General features: G+C 58.8%; 18 protein-coding genes. 5 read left to right on the forward strand and 13 right to left on the reverse strand.

Features of this window, described 5'->3' with window-relative positions; all coding sequences use genetic code 11:
• Nucleotide 1 precedes the first annotated feature (1 nt).
• From PSCI_RS07110 to PSCI_RS07135, 6 genes are all read right to left on the reverse strand, one after another.
• The gene (locus tag PSCI_RS07110) at nucleotides 2-2,437 is read right to left on the reverse strand and encodes a TonB-dependent siderophore receptor (protein WP_045484656.1); all 2,436 of its coding nucleotides are present in this window, start codon (nucleotides 2,435-2,437) and stop codon (nucleotides 2-4) included.
• A gap of 113 nt (nucleotides 2,438-2,550) precedes the next feature.
• Nucleotides 2,551-3,540, reverse strand: coding sequence for a FecR domain-containing protein (locus tag PSCI_RS07115; protein WP_045484659.1), 990 nt, complete (start codon nucleotides 3,538-3,540; stop codon nucleotides 2,551-2,553).
• A 6-nt stretch (nucleotides 3,541-3,546) separates the two neighbouring features.
• A complete protein-coding gene (locus PSCI_RS07120; protein ID WP_045484662.1) occupies nucleotides 3,547-4,056 on the reverse strand; it encodes a sigma-70 family RNA polymerase sigma factor in 510 nt (169 codons plus the stop codon).
• A gap of 122 nt (nucleotides 4,057-4,178) precedes the next feature.
• On the reverse strand, nucleotides 4,179-6,533 hold the full coding sequence (locus tag PSCI_RS07125) for a TonB-dependent siderophore receptor (RefSeq protein ID WP_231906383.1): 2,355 nt from the start codon (nucleotides 6,531-6,533) through the stop codon (nucleotides 4,179-4,181).
• 210 nt (nucleotides 6,534-6,743) lie between these two features.
• Entirely contained in the window at nucleotides 6,744-7,712 is a 969-nt protein-coding gene (locus PSCI_RS07130; RefSeq protein WP_045484665.1) for a FecR domain-containing protein, read from the reverse strand.
• A complete protein-coding gene (locus PSCI_RS07135; RefSeq protein WP_045484668.1) occupies nucleotides 7,709-8,227 on the reverse strand; it encodes a sigma-70 family RNA polymerase sigma factor in 519 nt (172 codons plus the stop codon). The genes PSCI_RS07130 and PSCI_RS07135 overlap by 4 nt, the downstream gene beginning before the upstream one ends.
• 184 nt (nucleotides 8,228-8,411) lie before the next feature.
• On the opposite strand from PSCI_RS07135, the gene PSCI_RS07140 reads away from it, so the two are divergent.
• Nucleotides 8,412-8,912 carry a hypothetical protein gene (locus PSCI_RS07140; RefSeq protein ID WP_045493965.1) on the forward strand — a complete coding sequence of 167 codons (501 nt, stop codon included), beginning with the start codon at nucleotides 8,412-8,414 and terminating at the stop codon, nucleotides 8,910-8,912.
• A gap of 14 nt (nucleotides 8,913-8,926) precedes the next feature.
• Here PSCI_RS07140 and PSCI_RS07145 read toward each other — a convergent pair whose 3' ends face one another.
• From PSCI_RS07145 to PSCI_RS07150, 3 genes are all read right to left on the reverse strand, one after another.
• Nucleotides 8,927-9,886, reverse strand: a complete 960-nt coding sequence (locus tag PSCI_RS07145; protein WP_045484671.1) for a quinone oxidoreductase family protein — start codon at nucleotides 9,884-9,886, stop codon at nucleotides 8,927-8,929.
• A gap of 25 nt (nucleotides 9,887-9,911) precedes the next feature.
• Nucleotides 9,912-10,085 carry a DUF1427 family protein gene (locus PSCI_RS28455; RefSeq protein ID WP_084709882.1) on the reverse strand — a complete coding sequence of 58 codons (174 nt, stop codon included), beginning with the start codon at nucleotides 10,083-10,085 and terminating at the stop codon, nucleotides 9,912-9,914.
• Between the two features lie 217 nt (nucleotides 10,086-10,302).
• Nucleotides 10,303-11,073, reverse strand: a complete 771-nt coding sequence (locus tag PSCI_RS07150) for an AraC family transcriptional regulator (RefSeq protein ID WP_045484673.1) — start codon at nucleotides 11,071-11,073, stop codon at nucleotides 10,303-10,305.
• A 203-nt stretch (nucleotides 11,074-11,276) separates the two neighbouring features.
• Between PSCI_RS07150 and ycaC the strand changes: the two genes are divergently transcribed.
• Together ycaC and PSCI_RS07160 are read left to right on the forward strand one after the other, a co-directional pair.
• Entirely contained in the window at nucleotides 11,277-11,903 is a 627-nt protein-coding gene (gene ycaC, locus PSCI_RS07155) for an isochorismate family cysteine hydrolase YcaC (protein WP_045484675.1), read from the forward strand.
• A gap of 139 nt (nucleotides 11,904-12,042) precedes the next feature.
• Nucleotides 12,043-12,624 (forward strand): TIGR00730 family Rossman fold protein, encoded by a 582-nt coding sequence (locus PSCI_RS07160; protein ID WP_045484677.1) that lies wholly within the window; start codon nucleotides 12,043-12,045, stop codon nucleotides 12,622-12,624.
• A gap of 7 nt (nucleotides 12,625-12,631) precedes the next feature.
• On the opposite strand, the gene PSCI_RS07165 is transcribed toward PSCI_RS07160, so the two are convergent.
• Together PSCI_RS07165 and PSCI_RS07170 are read right to left on the reverse strand one after the other, a co-directional pair.
• Nucleotides 12,632-13,300, reverse strand: coding sequence for a haloacid dehalogenase type II (locus PSCI_RS07165; RefSeq protein WP_045484680.1), 669 nt, complete (start codon nucleotides 13,298-13,300; stop codon nucleotides 12,632-12,634).
• A 28-nt stretch (nucleotides 13,301-13,328) separates the two neighbouring features.
• Nucleotides 13,329-13,766, reverse strand: coding sequence for a hypothetical protein (locus PSCI_RS07170; RefSeq protein ID WP_045484683.1), 438 nt, complete (start codon nucleotides 13,764-13,766; stop codon nucleotides 13,329-13,331).
• Between the two features lie 346 nt (nucleotides 13,767-14,112).
• On the opposite strand from PSCI_RS07170, the gene PSCI_RS07175 reads away from it, so the two are divergent.
• Together PSCI_RS07175 and PSCI_RS07180 are read left to right on the forward strand one after the other, a co-directional pair.
• Nucleotides 14,113-14,427, forward strand: coding sequence for a type II toxin-antitoxin system RelE/ParE family toxin (locus tag PSCI_RS07175; RefSeq protein ID WP_045484686.1), 315 nt, complete (start codon nucleotides 14,113-14,115; stop codon nucleotides 14,425-14,427).
• A 2-nt stretch (nucleotides 14,428-14,429) separates the two neighbouring features.
• Nucleotides 14,430-14,717, forward strand: a complete 288-nt coding sequence (locus tag PSCI_RS07180; protein WP_045484689.1) for a helix-turn-helix domain-containing protein — start codon at nucleotides 14,430-14,432, stop codon at nucleotides 14,715-14,717.
• Between the two features lie 224 nt (nucleotides 14,718-14,941).
• On the opposite strand, the gene PSCI_RS07185 is transcribed toward PSCI_RS07180, so the two are convergent.
• Together PSCI_RS07185 and PSCI_RS07190 are read right to left on the reverse strand one after the other, a co-directional pair.
• Entirely contained in the window at nucleotides 14,942-15,442 is a 501-nt protein-coding gene (locus tag PSCI_RS07185; RefSeq protein WP_045484692.1) for a GNAT family N-acetyltransferase, read from the reverse strand.
• Between the two features lie 250 nt (nucleotides 15,443-15,692).
• Nucleotides 15,693-17,237 (reverse strand): phosphoenolpyruvate carboxykinase, encoded by a 1,545-nt coding sequence (locus PSCI_RS07190; RefSeq protein ID WP_045484695.1) that lies wholly within the window; start codon nucleotides 17,235-17,237, stop codon nucleotides 15,693-15,695.
• Between the last annotated feature and the right edge of the window lie 124 nt (nucleotides 17,238-17,361).

The raw sequence follows: 17,361 nt of genomic DNA on the forward strand, positions 1-17,361 counted from the left end.
TTTAGTAGGTGTATTTCAGGGAGGTCATGAAATTGCGGGGTTCGCCATAGACCGCACAGCAACTCGGCCCACCCGAGAAGTACTCTTTATCCAGGACGTTATTCAAATTGATGGAAGCGGTGAGGTTTTGGCTGATTTCGTAACGGGCCATCAGATTGACCAAGGCATAACTGCCTTGGGTCAGATACTGAAGGTCCGCGCCGGATTTGCTTTGCCAATTGACTCCACCGCCAACAGTCAATTTATCCAGCGGGCCGCTCAGGCGATATGTCGAGAAAGTTTTCACACTGTGGCGAGGAACCTGAGTGACGATGCGCTCACCCTCGCTGTCTTCGATAACGCTATAGGTATAGCCACTGCTGAGCTGCCAGCCGGGGGCAAGCTCACCGGAAAGCTCCATTTCCACGCCCGTGCTGGTCGTGCCCTGAGCTGCGGTGTAATTGCTGAACGTGCCATCGTTGATAAGGATCGCAAGGTTATCTTGCTCGGTCTTGAACACCGACAGACTGGCGACAAGGCGATCATCGTTGAAGCTGGCCTTGGCACCCAGCTCATAGCTGCTGCCCTCTTCAGGTGACAAGGGCAGCTTGTTGACGTCGCGGACATATACAGGTTGAGGATTGAAGATTTTCGTGTAGCTGGCGTACAACGACCAAGTGTCGTTCAGGTCTTGAACCACACCCACGTAGGGAATGTATACGCCGCTGTCGCGAGCATTTGTTTTGGTGGTCACCCCCGCCAACGAGGTGGTGTCTCTGTTACGTTTCCAGTCGGTCAACCGGTTACCAACAATTAGATGGGTCGAATCGGTCAGATTGAAGCGAGCACTCAGATAAGCGCCGTACTGATACTCATGAGTTTCAACATCAGCCGTCTTCGGAAAGTCAGGTTTGCTCAGGCTACCGTCCCAGTCGAGCAGGTTGGCAATGGCACCGTTATACCCCGTATAAGGATACATCCATGAGCCATACACTGGTGACGTTGACTGCAGGTCTGACAGGGTGGTCCCGACAATGATCTCGTGCTCCCGGTCGAACAGCTTCAACGGGCCTGTCGCGTAGAGGTCCAGACTATGTTCATGTGGGGCATCCCTGAACCGGGCCGGTGCAATGTAGGCTCCAGCACCAGTTGCCTGGTTAACAGAACCGGCCATGTACGGCACGATCGCGTTGCTGCGGTACTGGCTGTAACGATATTCAGCCTTGGCATTCCAGCCCGACTCAAACTGGTGCTCGAGCGAGCCAAAGATGCTGCTCAACTCATTGTCGTAGAACGTCCAGTCCGGGGCATTGTTGGCCGAGCGCTTGAAGTCGATGCGCTGCCCATTGCTATAACGCGTCAGATAGCCACTGCGCATTGGCGCATTTGCATCGGTCGTTTCGAAATTGAAACCCAGTGTCAGCAGGGTCTTATCACTCAAATCAAGTTCGGTGATGCCATACAACACCGACTCTTCTTTTTCGAAACGGTCCACCCAGGCATGCTGGTTCTTGTAGTCACCGACCAAACGGCCTCGAATGCTTCCTGAATCGTTCAAGGAACCGGAGATATCAAACCCGGTGCCATAGCGATCCCAGCTACCGGCCTCTGCAGTGAGACTGATCTGCGGTTCAAATGTCGGGCGCTTGCGAATCAGGTTAACCGTTGCCGAAGGCGTACCCATTCCGCTGATCAAGCCGGTAGCGCCCCGGACGACTTCGATTCGATCATAAGCAACGCTGCTCAGACGCTGGTTGGCGAGTAATGAAGAGGTGCGAACGCCATCGACAGCAAAGTTGTTAAGAATGAAACCGCGCGAGTAAATCAAGTCGTTATCAATATCGACGCCAGCGCGACTCACGGTAATACCCGGCGTTGCCTCTAGAGCATCGACCATATTTTCAATTTTCTGGTCATCGAGGCGCTGACGCGTTAGCACTGTGACCGATTGCGGTGTTTCCTTCGGTGTCAGATTGAGCCGGGTCGAGCTACTGGCTGAGTAGGTGTTGTACAACCCTGTCCCCTCAGTCGTCGACCCCGGCGCCTTGCCGGAAATGGTCACCGACGACAACTCCATGGCCCCGGCAGGTTCCATCGCCACCACCAACAGATAACTGCCATCGCTTTGCTGCGCCGCAGAATATCCGCTGCCCGCCAGAATGCGTCTGAAGCCTTCCTCGATGCTGAACTCGCCTTGCAGCCCGGCACTGGTCTTGCCGGCCGTCAGGCTGGCATTGGTCGACAAGGCAATGCCGGCCTGGCGACCGAACTGGCTCAGCGCTTGATCAAGAGGGCCGGCGGCAATCGAGAAGTGCTGGATGCTGGCCATCGTCTGCGCCTGTGCGCGGGTGGCGGTCAGGCCGTCAGTGAGCACGGCACCGCCAAGCAGTGCGAGGCTCAGGGTCGATGCGCAGGCGACCTGGCGGCGGCATTTTCGGGGCGTTGCGGGGTATTTCATGACGGTTTTCCGATCTTGGCTGGCAGGGCTCCGCGCTTGCGATGCACGGGTTCTGCTCATAGGCCAAGCGAGGCGGATAAATCTGCGATTTTTTTTGGATTTTTTCTCAGTGCTTAGCGAGCCGTGATGGTCACCCACCACGGGGTACGCTGTTCAACCCGCACCGGCAGGCTCTGCTCCAGCATCGAGAGGATTCTGGCCGGGTCGGCCAGCGGATAGGAGCCAGTCAGGCGCAGGTCGGCCACTGCCGGGTCGCAGCGCAGTACGCCCAGCCGATAGCGCGCCAGCTCTTCGACAAAGTCCCCCAGACGCATGCGCTCAGCCACGATAAAACCGTCGACCCAGGCATTCTCGGCCTGACTGGCGGGTTGCAGCGGCTGGATCCGGGCGTGATCGATGCGCGTCTGAAAACCTGCCGGCACTACCTGTGTATCGCCGCCACTGGCAAGCTGCGCCGCCACCCTGCCGTTGCTGACCGCCAGCAAGGTACCCTGAGTGTCGTTGTCGCGGCGCACCGTGAAGCGTGTGCCCAAGGGTTGCAGCCGCGCCTCGCCGGTGTAGACCAGCAACGGTCGCCCGGCCGGGTCGCTGCCGGTCAGGATATCGACCTCGCCCTGGCGCAGGATCAACTGGCGCTCCTGCGCACTGAAGCGCACATCCAGCAACGTGCGGGTGTTGAGCCAGACCTGCGTGCCGTCCGCCAGGGTGTGATGACGGCGCTCGCCAATGCCGGTGTGGTAATCGGCCAGAGTGCTTTGCAGCCAGAAGCTGTCGCTGACCTGCCAGGCCGCACCACCCAGCAATCCGGCGCCAAACAGCAGCTTGAGAAGCTGGCGGCGATCCGCCTCAACCAACCGGGTTTTGCTCAAGGTGTTGCGGGCCAGCGGATTGCTCAGCACTGTGCTGCGCTGTTGTAACTGCCGGGAAATACCGGCCAGCCGCTGCCAGGCACGCTCATGCTCGGGATCGGCCTGACGCCAGCGTTGCAGGTTCTCGGCCTGCGCGGCACTCATGTCGCCCGATTGCGCCTGGGTGAACCAGTCGATGGCCTGATCGCGCACCGCATCGGCAATCGGCGCCTGCGGGTCTTGGGCAGTCGGCACGCGCGGTTACTCGAAGCGGCTGGCATAGCAAAGCGCGAAGGCTTTGCTCATGCTGCGCTGCACCCGGTCGACGCTGATGCCCAACTGGTTGCCGATCTGTTTGTAGGTCAGCCCGTCGAGTTGCGACAACAGAAAGATCTCGCGCATCTCGGGCGTCAGCCCCTGCAGCAGCTCATCGACCTCGACCAGCGTTTCGATCAGCAGGTAGCGCTCTTGCGGGGAAATCTCCAGCGCCTGCGGCTGCTCGGCCAGCACCTCAAGATACGCCCGCTCCACCGCCTGACGCCGCCAGCGATTGATCAACAGGCTGTTGGCGATGGTCGCCAGGTACGCCAGCGGCTGTTGCAGATCATTGACCGGCCGCCGCGCGCGCATGATGCGCACGAAGGTGTCCTGTGCCAGGTCATCGGCATCCGCACGTTCGGCAAGGCGCTTGCGCAGCCAGTTTTTCAGCCAGCCAGAATGCTGCAGATAAAGGCGCTCGACGTCCTGTTCGAAGCTTGTGCGGTGATCCATGAGGGTAGGCGCCAACGTGTGATTGATAACTATTATCAAATTTAACGTGAGGCGTGCAGGTGATGCAATCGGCAGATGCCAGAGCGCACCTGAGGGTCAGGTGCGCCTGGCTGCCGTATCAATCAAAAGCTGTATTTGAACGACGTCATGAAGTTGCGTGGTGCCCCCCAGGTTCCGTTAAGTCCGTTGTCAGCAAGGACGTACTCCTTATCAAACAGGTTATTGATATTGATCGACGCTGTCAGGTTACGGCTGATGTCGTAACGGCCCATGAGGTTGAATACGGCGTAGCTGCTTTGGCTGAATACATGCAGATCAGTACCCGTTTTGCTTTCCCAGTTGAAGCCGCCGCCGACGGTGAACTTCTCCAGGTTGCCCGGCAAGCGGTAGGTCGTGAAGGTCTTGAGGCTGTGTCGCGGGGCACGCGTCAAAACCCGCTGATCTTCTGCGTCCATTGTCGTGCTGTAGACATAGCCGCTGCTGAGGTTCCAGCCCTCTGCTAACTGACCGTTGAATTCGACTTCGACACCCTGCGTATCAATACCGTTGAGCGGGGTGTAGGTTCTTGAATCAGAGTCCCATTCACCAATATTGTCCTGCTCGGTTTTAAACACCGAGAGGCTGGCATTCATGCGCCCTTCATTGAAGCTGGCCTTGATACCGGTCTCATAGCTGGTGCCCTCTTCGGGCATCAAGGGTTGCTGGTTGATATCGACGACGTAATACAACTGCGGATTGAAGATCTTTGTATAGCTCGCGTACAGCGACCAGGTTTCATCCAGCGCATGGGTGACACCCACGTAAGGAATAAACACTCCACTTTCACGCCCGGTGGTTTTGCTTTTCGAACCGTTGTCGGTATTGCTGGTATCCCGGTTACGTTTCCAGTCGGTGACGCGGCCACCCACCAACAGGCGCGTATCATCTGTAAGGCGAAAGCGAGAACTCAGGTAAGCGCTGTATTGATACTCGCTGGTTTCAACCTTGCCGTTCTTTCGAAAGCCCGGTATTGCGGTGGTCCTGGAGAAGTCCCAGAAGTTAGGGATGCTGTAAGTGGGCGTGGTCTGCAGATAGTTGGGCGTTTCGATATCGGTATCGGCCAGCGTCAGCCCGGTAATCAATTCATGCTCGCGGCCCAGCAAAGAAAACGGGCCGGTCAAATAGACATCGAGGGTGTCCTGATTGACCGTAGACGCATAGTGGTTTGACTGGATCGAAGCACCGGCTCCGGTGACCTGGTTGACCCGCCCCTGAAAGGCGGCAACCAGCCCATCATATTGATACTGGGTATGCGACAACTCGCTCTTGATACTCCACCCTGAATCAAATCGATGCTCCAGGGATGCGAAGACGTTGTTCGACTGGTGGTCATAGTAAGACCAGGCAGGTGAGTCGTTGTCTGAGGCGTTAGAGGGCACCTTATTGCCCACACTGTCCAGCAGCGGAAACATCCGGGTTTGCGAGTCGGTATGTTTCTTCAGGTGGTTAAAACCCACTGACAGCAACGTGTTTTCGCCAAGATCAATTTCCGCAATACCGTAAACTGCGGTGTTTTCCTGCTCGTAGTTGTCCGTCCAGGCGTGCTGGGTTTTGTAGTCGGCCGCCAGCCGGCCACGTACATTGCCATTGTCGGTCAACGGGCCTGAAACATCGAAGCCGGTACCGTAGCGGTCCCAGCTACCCGCCTCACCACGAATCGAAGCCTGGGCCTCATAGGTTGGGCGCTTGCGCACCATGTTGATAGTGGCCGAAGGATAACCCATGCCGCTCATCATGCCCGTCGCACCGCGCACGACCTCGATCCGGTCATAAGCAATCGTGCTTTGCAGGTAGTTATTCAGCGATGAAATGGTTGGAACACCATCGACCTGAAAGTTGTTGATACTCGAACCACGTGCCCAGATCTGCGGAGTATCTGCGCCCATGGAAAGGGTCTTGATGATCACCCCGGTGGTTGCATCCAGCACATCGACCAAGCTGTCGAGCTTCTGATCTTCCATGCGCTGCTGGGTAATGACCGTAATCGACTGCGGCGTCTCCTGCGGGGTCAGGTTCAAACGCGTCGAGCTGCTGGTCGAGCCGGTGGTGTACGACCCCGTCCCTTCGGTAATCGACCCCGGTGCCTTGCCTGAAATGGTCACCGACGACAGCTCCAGCGCCTGCTCGTTGCTGAGCGCCGGCACCAGCGTGACATTGCCGCCGCTGGTCACCAGTACATCCAGCCCGCTACCCGCCACGGCCTTTTGCAGCGCTTGGGTGGCGGTCATTTCGCCGTGAATGGCCGGCGCCTGTTTGCCGCTGACCAGGCTCGGGTCCAGCGACAGCACCAGGCCGCCCTGGCTGGCAATGCTGTTCAGGGTATCGGCCAGGTTGCCGGCCGGGATGTTGAACGGCTGGGCAGCCTGGGCCATGGCCGGGGCGCTGATGGCGGCTACAGCGAGGGCAAGCGGGAGGGCGTGGAACCAAGGGTTGTGCACAACATGCTCCTGATGATCGTGTTAAGGGTCGTTTCAGGAAATAGGTGGGACGAGATCGAAAAACCGGACACGAATGAGAAAGATTTTCAAAACTTCCCTGTTAGACTCTCCGCCATTCGCCAGCAGTGCCTCCCACCGGGCTGGCGTCGCACTCAAGTCACAGGCACGACACTGGCCACTGTGGGAGGCTGCTCTGCAGGCGACAGGTCCTCAACGCGGGCCGATCACGGTTACCCAGGGTGTGTAGTGCTCGACCTTGATCGGCAGTGTCTCTCCCAAAGCCTGCAGGGTGCGCTGCGGATCATCCAGCGGGAACACGCCTTGCACGCGCAGATCCTGTACCTCGGGCGCCACCCGCAGGATGCCGTGGGTATAGGGGCGCAAGGCATCGATCACTTCGCCCAGTGGCTCGTTGAGTACATTCAGGCGCCCTTCCAGCCAGGCGGCGCGGCGCAGTGCTTCGCGGCCCAGCGGCTCGATGCTCGAAGTACGTAACAGCGCGCCCTGACCTTGCAACACATCCTGCTCGCGGCCATCGTTCAGGCGGGCGCGCACGGCATGCTCCAGCACCACCAGGCGGGTGGCGTCCTGCTCTTGGGCAACCATGAAGCGCGTGCCCAGGGCACGGGCTTCGCCCTGTTCGGTGCGTACCCGCAAGGGCCGCTGTGGGTCGGCGGCGACCTGAATGATCAGTTCGCCACGGCGCAGGATGATCAAGCGTTGGCTGGCGTTGAAGTCCAGGTCGACCGCGCTGTCGGCATTCAGGCCCAGGCGGCTGCCGTCCGCCAGGGTCAGGCTGCGGCGCTCGGCGGTGCCGGTGCGCAGGTCAGCGAACAGTGCCAGGCCGGGGCCGCTGCGCGCCGCCAACCAGAGCCCGCCCCCCAGCAAGCCAATGGCTGCCAGGCCGCGCAACACATCGCGGCGCGTCGTGGAGGGCGTGAGCAACAGGCGCCGGGCCTCTTCGGCCTGGCCTGGTTTGTGGCGCTCCAGCGAGCGAACCACATTGAACGAGCCGCCAATGCGCTCTTGCAAACGTTGCCAGGCCTGGGCATTCGCCGGGTCGCGGCGTAGCCAGTCATCGAATTCAGCGCGCAGATTTGCCGAGTGCTGGCCGGCGCTGAGGCGCACCATCCAGTCGACGGCCTGTTCACCAACCGGGTCAATCGCAGGCCGGCTCACGAGCTGCTATCAGCCATATAGCACTGGCACAACGCCTGTTTCATGTAACGACTGACCGTGCGCTCGCTGAGATTGAGCTTGGCAGCAATATCGACATAGCTCATGCCGTCGAGCTGGCTGTAGAGGAATACGGTCTTGACCAGCATCGGCAAACCGTCGAGCACCCGGTCGATGGTCACCAGCGCTTCAATCAGCAGATGCTGGTCTTCCGGCGATGGCGCGACCTGCTCGGGCAGCAGGGCCAGGCGTTCGAGATAGGCGATTTCCAGTTGCCTGCGCCGGTGCCGGTCAAGAATCAAACGACGGGCGATGGTCGACAGATAGGCGCGCGGCTGCTCGATGCTGTCCGGGTCGACCCTGGCTGCAAGCATCTGGCAAAAGGCTTCGGCAGCGGTGTCCTCGGCGTCGGCATGGTTGCCGTTTGAGCGTCCCAGCCGCCACTGGATGTGCTGCAGCAACCAGCGATGGTGGTCGCTGAAGAAGAAACCCAGCTTGTGAATGGAGGACGTAGACACCCTGAATGATCCCGCTTTTGAAAATCGTTCTCATCTTAAGGGGCAAAGGTAAAACTCTGCAATGCTTGTAAAGCGGCTGGTCACATCAGTCGAACCGCGCCGTCAGGCAGGAGTCTACCGAGCCAATCCAGCCTTGCAGGTCAGCAGCGTGCCCAGAATCATTACCCACGAAACGCCCGAGGAGGTGGTCAAGGAACAGAACACCCGGCTGTTCGGCTCGCCCAAGGAGCGCCTGGAGTTCTACCGCCGGGAGATCCAGTACGAGACCACCAACCTCTCCAACCGCACCAACGCCTACCTCACTGCGCAGTCGTTTATGGTGATCGCCTACGCCTCGTCAATGGCTAACCTCAATCCTGACTGGGGGGTGATTTTCACTGTAGTGATTCCGCCGATGCTGGCCCTGCTCGGCCTGCTCAACACCCTCAGCGCTTGGCCAGGCATTCGTGCGGCCTGCGAGATCATCCAGCACTGGCACCACAAGCAGGCGCAATTGCTGCAAAGCGAGCCGGTCATCGGTCTGACCTATGACGACTCGCCGCTGTTCAGCGACTGGGAGTCCAGCGAAACCGGGCCGAAAAAGTCCCTGCTGTTCTCCCTGCGCGCGCCGTGGCTGTTCAGTATCTTCTGGATCTTCTTCGGCTTTTTCGCCCTGTTTCTGCAGATTCTGACGCTGGACAGTTAAGCTGGAGATGGCGCTCAGGGGATCAGGATGATCTTGTCACTGCGCCCGGCATTGACCTCGCCATAGCGCGCAAGGCCTTCGCTCAAGGGTGATTCCACCAGGTCACCTGGCAGTTCCAGCAGCCCTTCATCGAAGAAGCGACCAAACTGGTCGAGCATCGCGGCGCAGGCTTTGCAGTCGTAAAGCAGCGAGTTGATCCCGACCACCGAACCGCCTTTGCGGTACAGCGCCAGTGACGGTAGCTGAACCTGGCCGTCTACCGGCGCAGCAATAATCGCGATGCGTCCCCAGGTCGCCAACGCCGCCACCGATGGCGCCAGCCAGAAGCCGGTGGTGTCGAAGATCACGTCGGCACCGCCACTGAAAAACGCCTGCACTTGCCCGGCCAGCGCATCCGGTTCGCCCAGCACAACGCTGTCGATCCCCTTGGCGGCCAGAGCCTGCTGTTGCTCAGGACGGCGCACCGCGCCCAGCACCTGAGCGCCCAGCACCCGGCCCAGTGCCAGTGCTGCACTGCCGACCGCCCCGTTGCCGCCGATCACCAGCAGCCGGGTATTGGCGCCGACACCGCTGCGCTGCAAGGCATCCCAGGCGGTGGTGTAAGGCACGCCCAGGCTGGCGGCCTGAACAAAGCTCAGCGCCTTGGGTTTGAGCGCCACACCATTGGCCGGCAAGGTCAGCCATTGCGCATGGGAGCCGTCACGGAAGAACCCCGGTTCTTTGCCGGTGCCCCAGACTTGCTGGCCAATCAGACCTTGCGGGCCTTCAACCACTACACCGGCAAAATCCCGGCCCGGCACTCGCGGTAGTACGGTGTACGGGAAGCGGCCCAAGACGTTCTTTACGTCACTGGGATTGAGCCCGGCGGCCTTCACCTGGATCAGCACCTCGCCCTCGGCGGCAACCGGTTGCGGCAGTTCGACATACTCTAAAGCTGCCAGGTCGCCAGTGCGGGAAAATTGCAGTGCGTTCATCAGTAACTCCACTCAGATAGAAGATTCAGGACAGCCAGGCCGTGACCAATTGTTTGCCCATGGGCCAGGCTTTTTCACCGAGCTGCATGCCCAGCAGACCGACCAGTGCCACGGTGGGCGGCGCCGGCGAACGAAAATCCAGCGCGCCGTACAGCACACCGACCGCAATGCCGATGACCAGGGAAATGACAAAGCTCATGGAAGGACTCCGGACCAATCAGGGAATGGCCAGAGTCTAGGGACAGACGCAAAAGGCTACCGGCCAAGGACTTCTGAATTTCGGCCAGCTTGGTAGTCTGGTGTCTATGAGAGGCGGCGATTGAAGGCGTCTGGCATAACAATCAAGAGCCGTTACCAACCGCCCGACTTCCGGGGTAATCAGGGTCGGGACAGTTGTCCCGTAGCCATGAGGTCTGCTACGACCCCATCCCATACTGCGAAGGCGCCACCCCCAGTTCCCGACGGAACATGTCGCTGAAGCTGCTTGGTGAGTAGCCCAGGCGGTGGGCGATGCTGCTGACAGCCTGACCCTGGATCAGGCTGGCTACGGCGGTGGCCAGTTGTACCTGGCGACGCCATTCGGCAAAGCCCATACCCAGAGCAGCCCGGAACAGGCGGGCCAGGGTGCGCACGCTGGCACCGGCGCTCTCTGCGTGTTGCTCGAAAGGAATGTCCAGCGAGGGCTCGTCAATCACCGCCTGACAGAGGTTCATAAGGCGGCGGTCGGCGCCGTCCGGCATGGGGATGCGGATCAGCGAACGGCGGGCGCGGGCCAGTTCGAGCAACGCCAGATTGACCAAAGCATCGTAGTAGTCAGGTTCAGCTTCACGGTCCAGCGCGACCAGACTGATGATCAGCTCGCGCAGCAGGCTGCCCACTTCGAACACCTGCACGGTCTTTTCAAGAGTCAGGGCAATGGCCGGGCGCAGGTAGATATTGCGCATTTCCAGATCCGAGACCACACGAATGCCATGCTCGACACCCGGCGGCAACCAGACCGCGCGTTGAGGTGGGACCAGCAGCGCCTCCCGAGGCGTCTCGACCCACATCACGCCTGACGAGGCATACAGCACCTGGCCCCATACATGCTGGTGCGGCTCGATATACAGCCCGCGCGGGTAGGTGCGCGCCAGCGGCTGAACAGGAATCGCGGTGTCGGTCAGGTCAGGCGGTGCGGCAAGGGCCATGGAAGTTATCGCAGCCAGTGAACAATGACGCATGGTAACCAAAATTCTGACCGTACTCGCCATCTGACCCTTCGATTGTCTCCTTCAGGGTGACAGTAAAACGCTTTTCAGCCGATTTATCCCGTCCAGGTAAATCCTTAATCTGTGTCCAAGTTGAACGCAACGCCACTTACCTCAAACTTCTCAGATAAAGGATCTACCCCATGGCCAACTTCACCTACAACCGCCTGAACAAAGACGACGCCGCTGTACTGCTGATCGACCATCAGACCGGCCTCATTTCGCTGGTGCAGGACTTCTCGCCCAACGAGTTCAAGAACAACGTGCTGGCGCTGGGTGACCTGGCCAAATTCTTCGAGCTGCCAACCATCCTCACCACCAGCTTCGAGCAAGGCCCCAACGGCCCGCTGGTGCCGGAGCTCAAAGAGCAGTTCCCGGATGCGCCGTACATTGCCCGCCCTGGCCAGATCAACGCCTGGGACAACGAAGATTTCGTCAAGGCGATCAAGGCCACCGGCCGCAAGCAACTGATCATCGCCGGTGTCGTCACCGACGTGTGCGTGACCTTCCCGGTGCTGTCGGCCCTGGAAGAAGGTTTTGAAGTGTTCGTGGTGACCGATGCTTCCGGCACCTTCAATGAAACCGTGCAACAGGCCGCGTGGAACCGCATGAGCCAGGCTGGCGCCCAACTGATGAACTGGTTCTCGGTGGCGTGTGAGCTGCACCGCGACTGGCGCAACGATATCGAAGGCTTGGGCAACCTGCTGAGCCAGCGCATTCCCAACTACCGCAACCTGATGAACAGCTACTCGGCGCTGACCTCCCGTTAACAGCATCAATTCCTCAGCCCCTGCCGACGCCAGTCCGCAGGGGCTTTACCGTTTAACTGCATTGGGAAGGCAACCTTTATCAACCGCTATCCTTGTGACACCCTGTTCATCAGCCATGGCTACAGAAAGGAATGCCCTGATGCGTCTGTGTGTTTTTTGCGGTTCGAGTGCCGGCAGCGACCCGGTGTATATGGATCAGGCGACCCGTCTGGGTGAAGCGCTGGCCCGTGCGGGTATTGGCCTGGTGTATGGCGGGGCGTCGGTGGGCCTGATGGGCGCAGTGGCTGATGCCGCATTGGCCAATGGCGGTGAAGTGATCGGTGTGATCCCCCAGGCGCTGAAGCAGAAAGAGATCGCCCACCCTGGCCTGCAGGACTTGCGTGTGGTCAATTCCATGCACGAACGCAAAGCGCTGATGGCCGAATTGTCAGACGGCTTCATCGCCATGCCGGGCGGCGTCGGCACCCTCGAAGAGCTGTTTGAGGTGTGGACCTGGGCGCAGCTTGGCTACCACGAAAAACCTTGCGCGCTGTTCAACGTGCACGGCTTCTATGATGGCCTGTCAGCCTTCCTGACGCATGTGGTGAACCAGGCCTTTCTCAAGGATGAACACCGCCAGATGGTGATCGTCAAAGACGACGTCGCCGGGCTGCTTGAGGCCATCGAGAACTACCAGCCGCCCAAAGTGGTGAAGTGGATCAAGAAGGATGAGCAGACTTAACAGCCAGTTAAAGCCCCAGCAACCCCGGCAGCTCACTGATATCGCTGATCTGTCGGTAGCCATAGATGCTGTTGGCCGGCTGTTCGTGCCCGCGCGCGACAAATACCTTATGGGTGATGTTCATGTCGTGGGCAGGAAACAGGTCGTAGCGAAAGCTCGATGACACATGCAGCACGTCCTGCGGGCCACAGCCCAGGTTATCCAGCATGAACTCGAACGCTGCCAACCGCGGCTTGTAAGCCTGCGCCTGCTCGGCGGTGAAGACCTTGTGAAACGGCGCACCGAGTTTGCCGACGTTGGACATGATCTGACTGTCGCTGGCGTTAGAGAAGATCACCAACGGAATTTCGCTCGCGATTTTCGCCAGCCCGGCAGGCACATCAGGATGCGGCCCCCACTCGGGTATCGCATCGTAAAGTGCCTGGCCTTCACCCCGGTAGTCGATACCCCAGCGCTTGCAGGTACGGGCCAGGGCTTGCTTGATGATCTGATCATAAGGCACCCACTCACCTTTGACCTGATCGAGGCGGTAGGCCGCGAAGTCCTTGATGAAGGCGTCCATACGCTCGACAGGCACCCGGTCAGCGAACATCTGCCGGGTCATGGGGCTCATCTGAAAGTGCGTCAGCGTGCCGTAGCAGTCGAAGGTGACGAATCTTGGGCGTAGAACGCTCATGGTCAGAACTCCTTGCAAGGCCTGGCGGCTATTTCCCGGACTGCTCCAGGTAGTCAGTAAGAAAGTGCTGGGCATTGCCCTGGCTGGACAGTCCCTCGTCATAGCCCACCGAAGCGGTCTGCGCTTCGCCCGGCAGATACAGCTCGCCATAGTTGCCCTGAACGATCAGCGCGACATACTTCTTGCCATCAACTTGCGTGGAATAGCGGGTGTCCTTGCTGGTCTTCTCGACGGTCATCTGCTGGATGCGCTTGTCCCAGTCGTGATCCACACCCTCGATCTGCACCAGCGCCTGGTTGGCCGAACGCTCGGCATAGCGCAGCGTCCACACCTTCACCCCTTGCGTGCCCGAGTAAGCCACCACCCGGTCAGCAACCTGCGGCCGCGCCGTATCGTTATCAGCCATCGCACCCGTGGTGATGCACAAGCCCAGCATCAGCGCTGCCCAGTTCCTTGTTACCAACATCGTTTTCGTCCTTCTATTGCGGGAAAATATGCTTAGCCGGATGAGACAGCGTTGCTGGAGAAAAGCTCCGTATGAGGTCTTTAGACACCTGTGAGTTGCGACTCGCATCAAGCAAACTGCGGCCCGACCTTCGAGCCCCTGAAAGACTACATCTTGCTAAGTTTTTTCTTATCTAAACATAGGCATTTCCTACGTTTATAGCTGCCTCTTCATCTGTCACAGCTTTCAGCCGCCCTCTAATATCCATTTCTCTGGAAAAGAGCCTTCAGGGCTATTGAGCAGCACACACCTATTCTCCTGCGGCAGCTCGCACTTCAAAAGGTACGCCAGAGGCGTATACTCGTATATGATTTTTATCGAGACACCTGTATTTACAAAGCGCGCTAAAGAACTGCTTGAAGACGCAGAGTACGGTGATCTACTGAAGGACCTCCTAAAAAACCCCTCAAAGGGCGTGTTGATTGAGGGAACCGGGGGTATCCGAAAGATTCGCGTCGCCTCAAGAGGTCGCGGCACACGTGGCGGTGCAAGGGCTATCTACTATCACTTCGTTTCAGCGTCCAGGATCGCCATGCTTATGATCTATGCGAAGAATGAAAAACACGATCTGAGCTCGGACGAACGAAAAGCATTGAAAACCATCATCGACGGATGGAGTTAACCATGAGCAAATTTTTCGATGAATTAATGGAAAGCGTCCAGCAAATGGATGGGATCATTCGTGGAGAAAAAGCAGCGTCGCGCGAGTTCACGGTGGACGCACTGCAGGTCAAAGAGATACGCCGCTCAACCGGCCTGTCTCAAGCGAAATTCGCTGCAATGATCGATGTGCAGATAGGCACGTTGCGTAACTGGGAACAGGGCCGTCGTGAGCCCGCAGGACCTGCACGTGCACTACTGAAAGCTATTCACAACGATCCCCAGAACGTTCTCAAGGCCCTTGCTGGCTGAGCATGGGCTTCAGGATTTTCGCTCTGCACAATCAGTTCTCAAGAATTAATGCCGATCAGTTAAGCGATTTCGGACCTGGCCAGGTCCCGGTGGGAGCCGACCTTGGTCTGGGCGGCACGCCAACGAAAGGGCCAGTAAAACCGCTACATCTGTTGTGGATGTAATGCCGCTTTCACGAGCGAGCTCGTTCCCACAGAACCCGCGCTGCCCTTGGCTGATCGGCATCAGTTCTCAAGAATCAGCTTATAGAATTTGCTATCCACCGCCATCAACGGAAAGCTCGCCGGCAAGCTGTCCTTGGCCACCTCAATGAAACCGTGCTTTTCATAGAAACGGTGGGCCGCGAGGAATTTGTCGGTGGTCCCCAGCAAGACCTCTTTCACGCCTTTACTCCTGGCGCCGTCGAGCAACTCGGCCAACAGCTTCGCAGCCACGCCCAATTCACGACCGCGATAAGCTGCGGCCACGAACATCTTGCGCAAGGCGGCCTGGCCTTGGCCGATGTCTTTGAGGCCAATGGTGCCAACCACCGTACCAGCCTGCTTCGCGACCCAGAAATCACCGGTGCCGCGCTGGTAGAAATCCACAATAGCAGCAAGGTCTGGCTGATCTGCTGCAGTGATGGCGATGCCGAACTCCTGCTGCTGGATCGGCACGATGACATCGATCACGCCTTGTTGGTCCTGGGGTTGAAAACGCTGGATCTGGATGCTGGAGGTCGTCAAAGGTCTGTCCTGCTGCTCGCCGAGTGAGTGAAAAGCATTGTTTCAGAGCTTTTACTGTCGCCGCAAATGAACAAAGACACCCTTTGAAATGGGCTGAAATTCAGACCGGAAAAAAGTTTGTTTAATTACGACATGTAGTTTTCAGCGTGCGACACAGCAGGCGCTCAGAGGCGTCAGACCCTCGCTGCAGAGAAGCTTGTCTCATAAAAAAACCGCCCCGAAGGGCGGTTTCTTGTTAAGCCAGCTGAAATTACAGCTGTGGACCGGCCGCCTTGATGGCGTCGCTCACCTCGAACTTCTTGAAGTTCTCGATGAACAGGCCAGCCAGGCCTTTGGCCGCCTGGTCGTAGGCCGCTTTGTCTTCCCAGGTGTTACGTGGGTTGAGCAGAACGGTTTCGACACCTGGAACGACTTTAGGTACGTCCAGGTTGATGATGTCCAGGTGCTCGGTCTCGGCACCGATCAGCGCGCCGCTCTGAATCGCTGCAATCACGCCACGAGTGGTCGGGATGTTGAAGCGCTTGCCGACACCGTAGCCACCGCCGGTCCAGCCGGTGTTGACCAGATAGACCTTGGAGTTGAAGCCACGGATACGCTTGATCAGCAGCTCAGCGTAAACGCCAGCCGGACGCGGGAAGAACGGTGCGCCGAAGCAGGTGGAGAAGGTCGACTTGATGCCGGCGCCCGAACCCATTTCAGTCGAGCCAACCAGTGCGGTGTAGCCGGACAGGAAGTGATAGGCAGCCTGCTCTTCGCTGAGGATCGACACGGGCGGCAGTACGCCGGTCAGGTCGCAGGTCAGGAAGATCACCGCGTTGGGCTCGCCGCCCAGGTTCTTCGGTGCGCGTTTTTCGATCAGCTCGCGCGGGTAGGCCGCACGGCTGTTCTGGGTCAGGCTGTCGTCGGCGTAGTCGGCTTTCTTGGTGGTCGGGTCCAGCACCACGTTTTCCAGGACGGCGCCGTGCTGGATGGCTTTCCAGATGACGGGCTCGTTCTTCTCGGACAGGTCGATGCACTTGGCATAGCAACCGCCTTCGATGTTGAACACTACGCCCTCGCCCCAACCGTGCTCGTCGTCACCGATCAGGTAACGGCTTTCGTCCGCCGACAGGGTGGTTTTGCCAGTGCCGGACAGGCCGAAGAACAGGGTCACGTCGCCCTCTTCGCCCATGTTGGCCGCACAGTGCATTGGCAGCACGTCAGCTTCAGGCAGCAGGAAGTTCTGCACCGAGAACATGGCTTTTTTCATTTCACCGGCGTAACGCATGCCAGCGATCAGAACCTTCTTGGCCGCGAAGTTGATGATCACGGTGCCGTCGGAGTTGGTGCCGTCACGCTCTGGCTCACAGACGAACCAAGGGGCGTTGAAGATCTGCCACTCGTCCTTGGCGCCTTCGTTGTACTGCTCAGGGTTGATGAACAGGCAACGGCCGAACAGGTTGTGCCACGCGGTCTCGGTGGTCATCTTGACCGGCAGATAGTGAGCGGGGTCAGAACCGACATGGACATGAGAAACAAAACGCTCGCGCTCGCCCAGATAGGCGCCAACGCGGTCCCACAGCGCGTCGAACTTGTCGGCCGGGAACTTGCGGTTGATCGGGCCCCAGGCAATAGCATCCTGAGTACCTGGCTCTTCAACGATGAAACGGTCCACCGGAGAGCGACCAGTACGGTGGCCGGTTCTCACTACCAGTGCGCCAGTGTCGGCGAGTTCGCCTTCGCCACGGGCAAGGGCTTCCTTGACCAGGTCGTCGATGCTCAGGTCGGTGTACACAGCGTTCTTGGTTTGCGTCATGAGGGTCCCCATCGGCGGAATGCCGAGTGTTCCAAACGGTTTTTGTAGTAAAAAAACAAGCACTACTACAGCCAAAAGTGGGCCGGATTATGCCAGAAATGCCCGGAAATGATAGAACCCTCCG

The sequence above is a fragment of the Pseudomonas sp. StFLB209 genome, from assembly GCF_000829415.1.
GTDB lineage: Bacteria > Pseudomonadota > Gammaproteobacteria > Pseudomonadales > Pseudomonadaceae > Aquipseudomonas.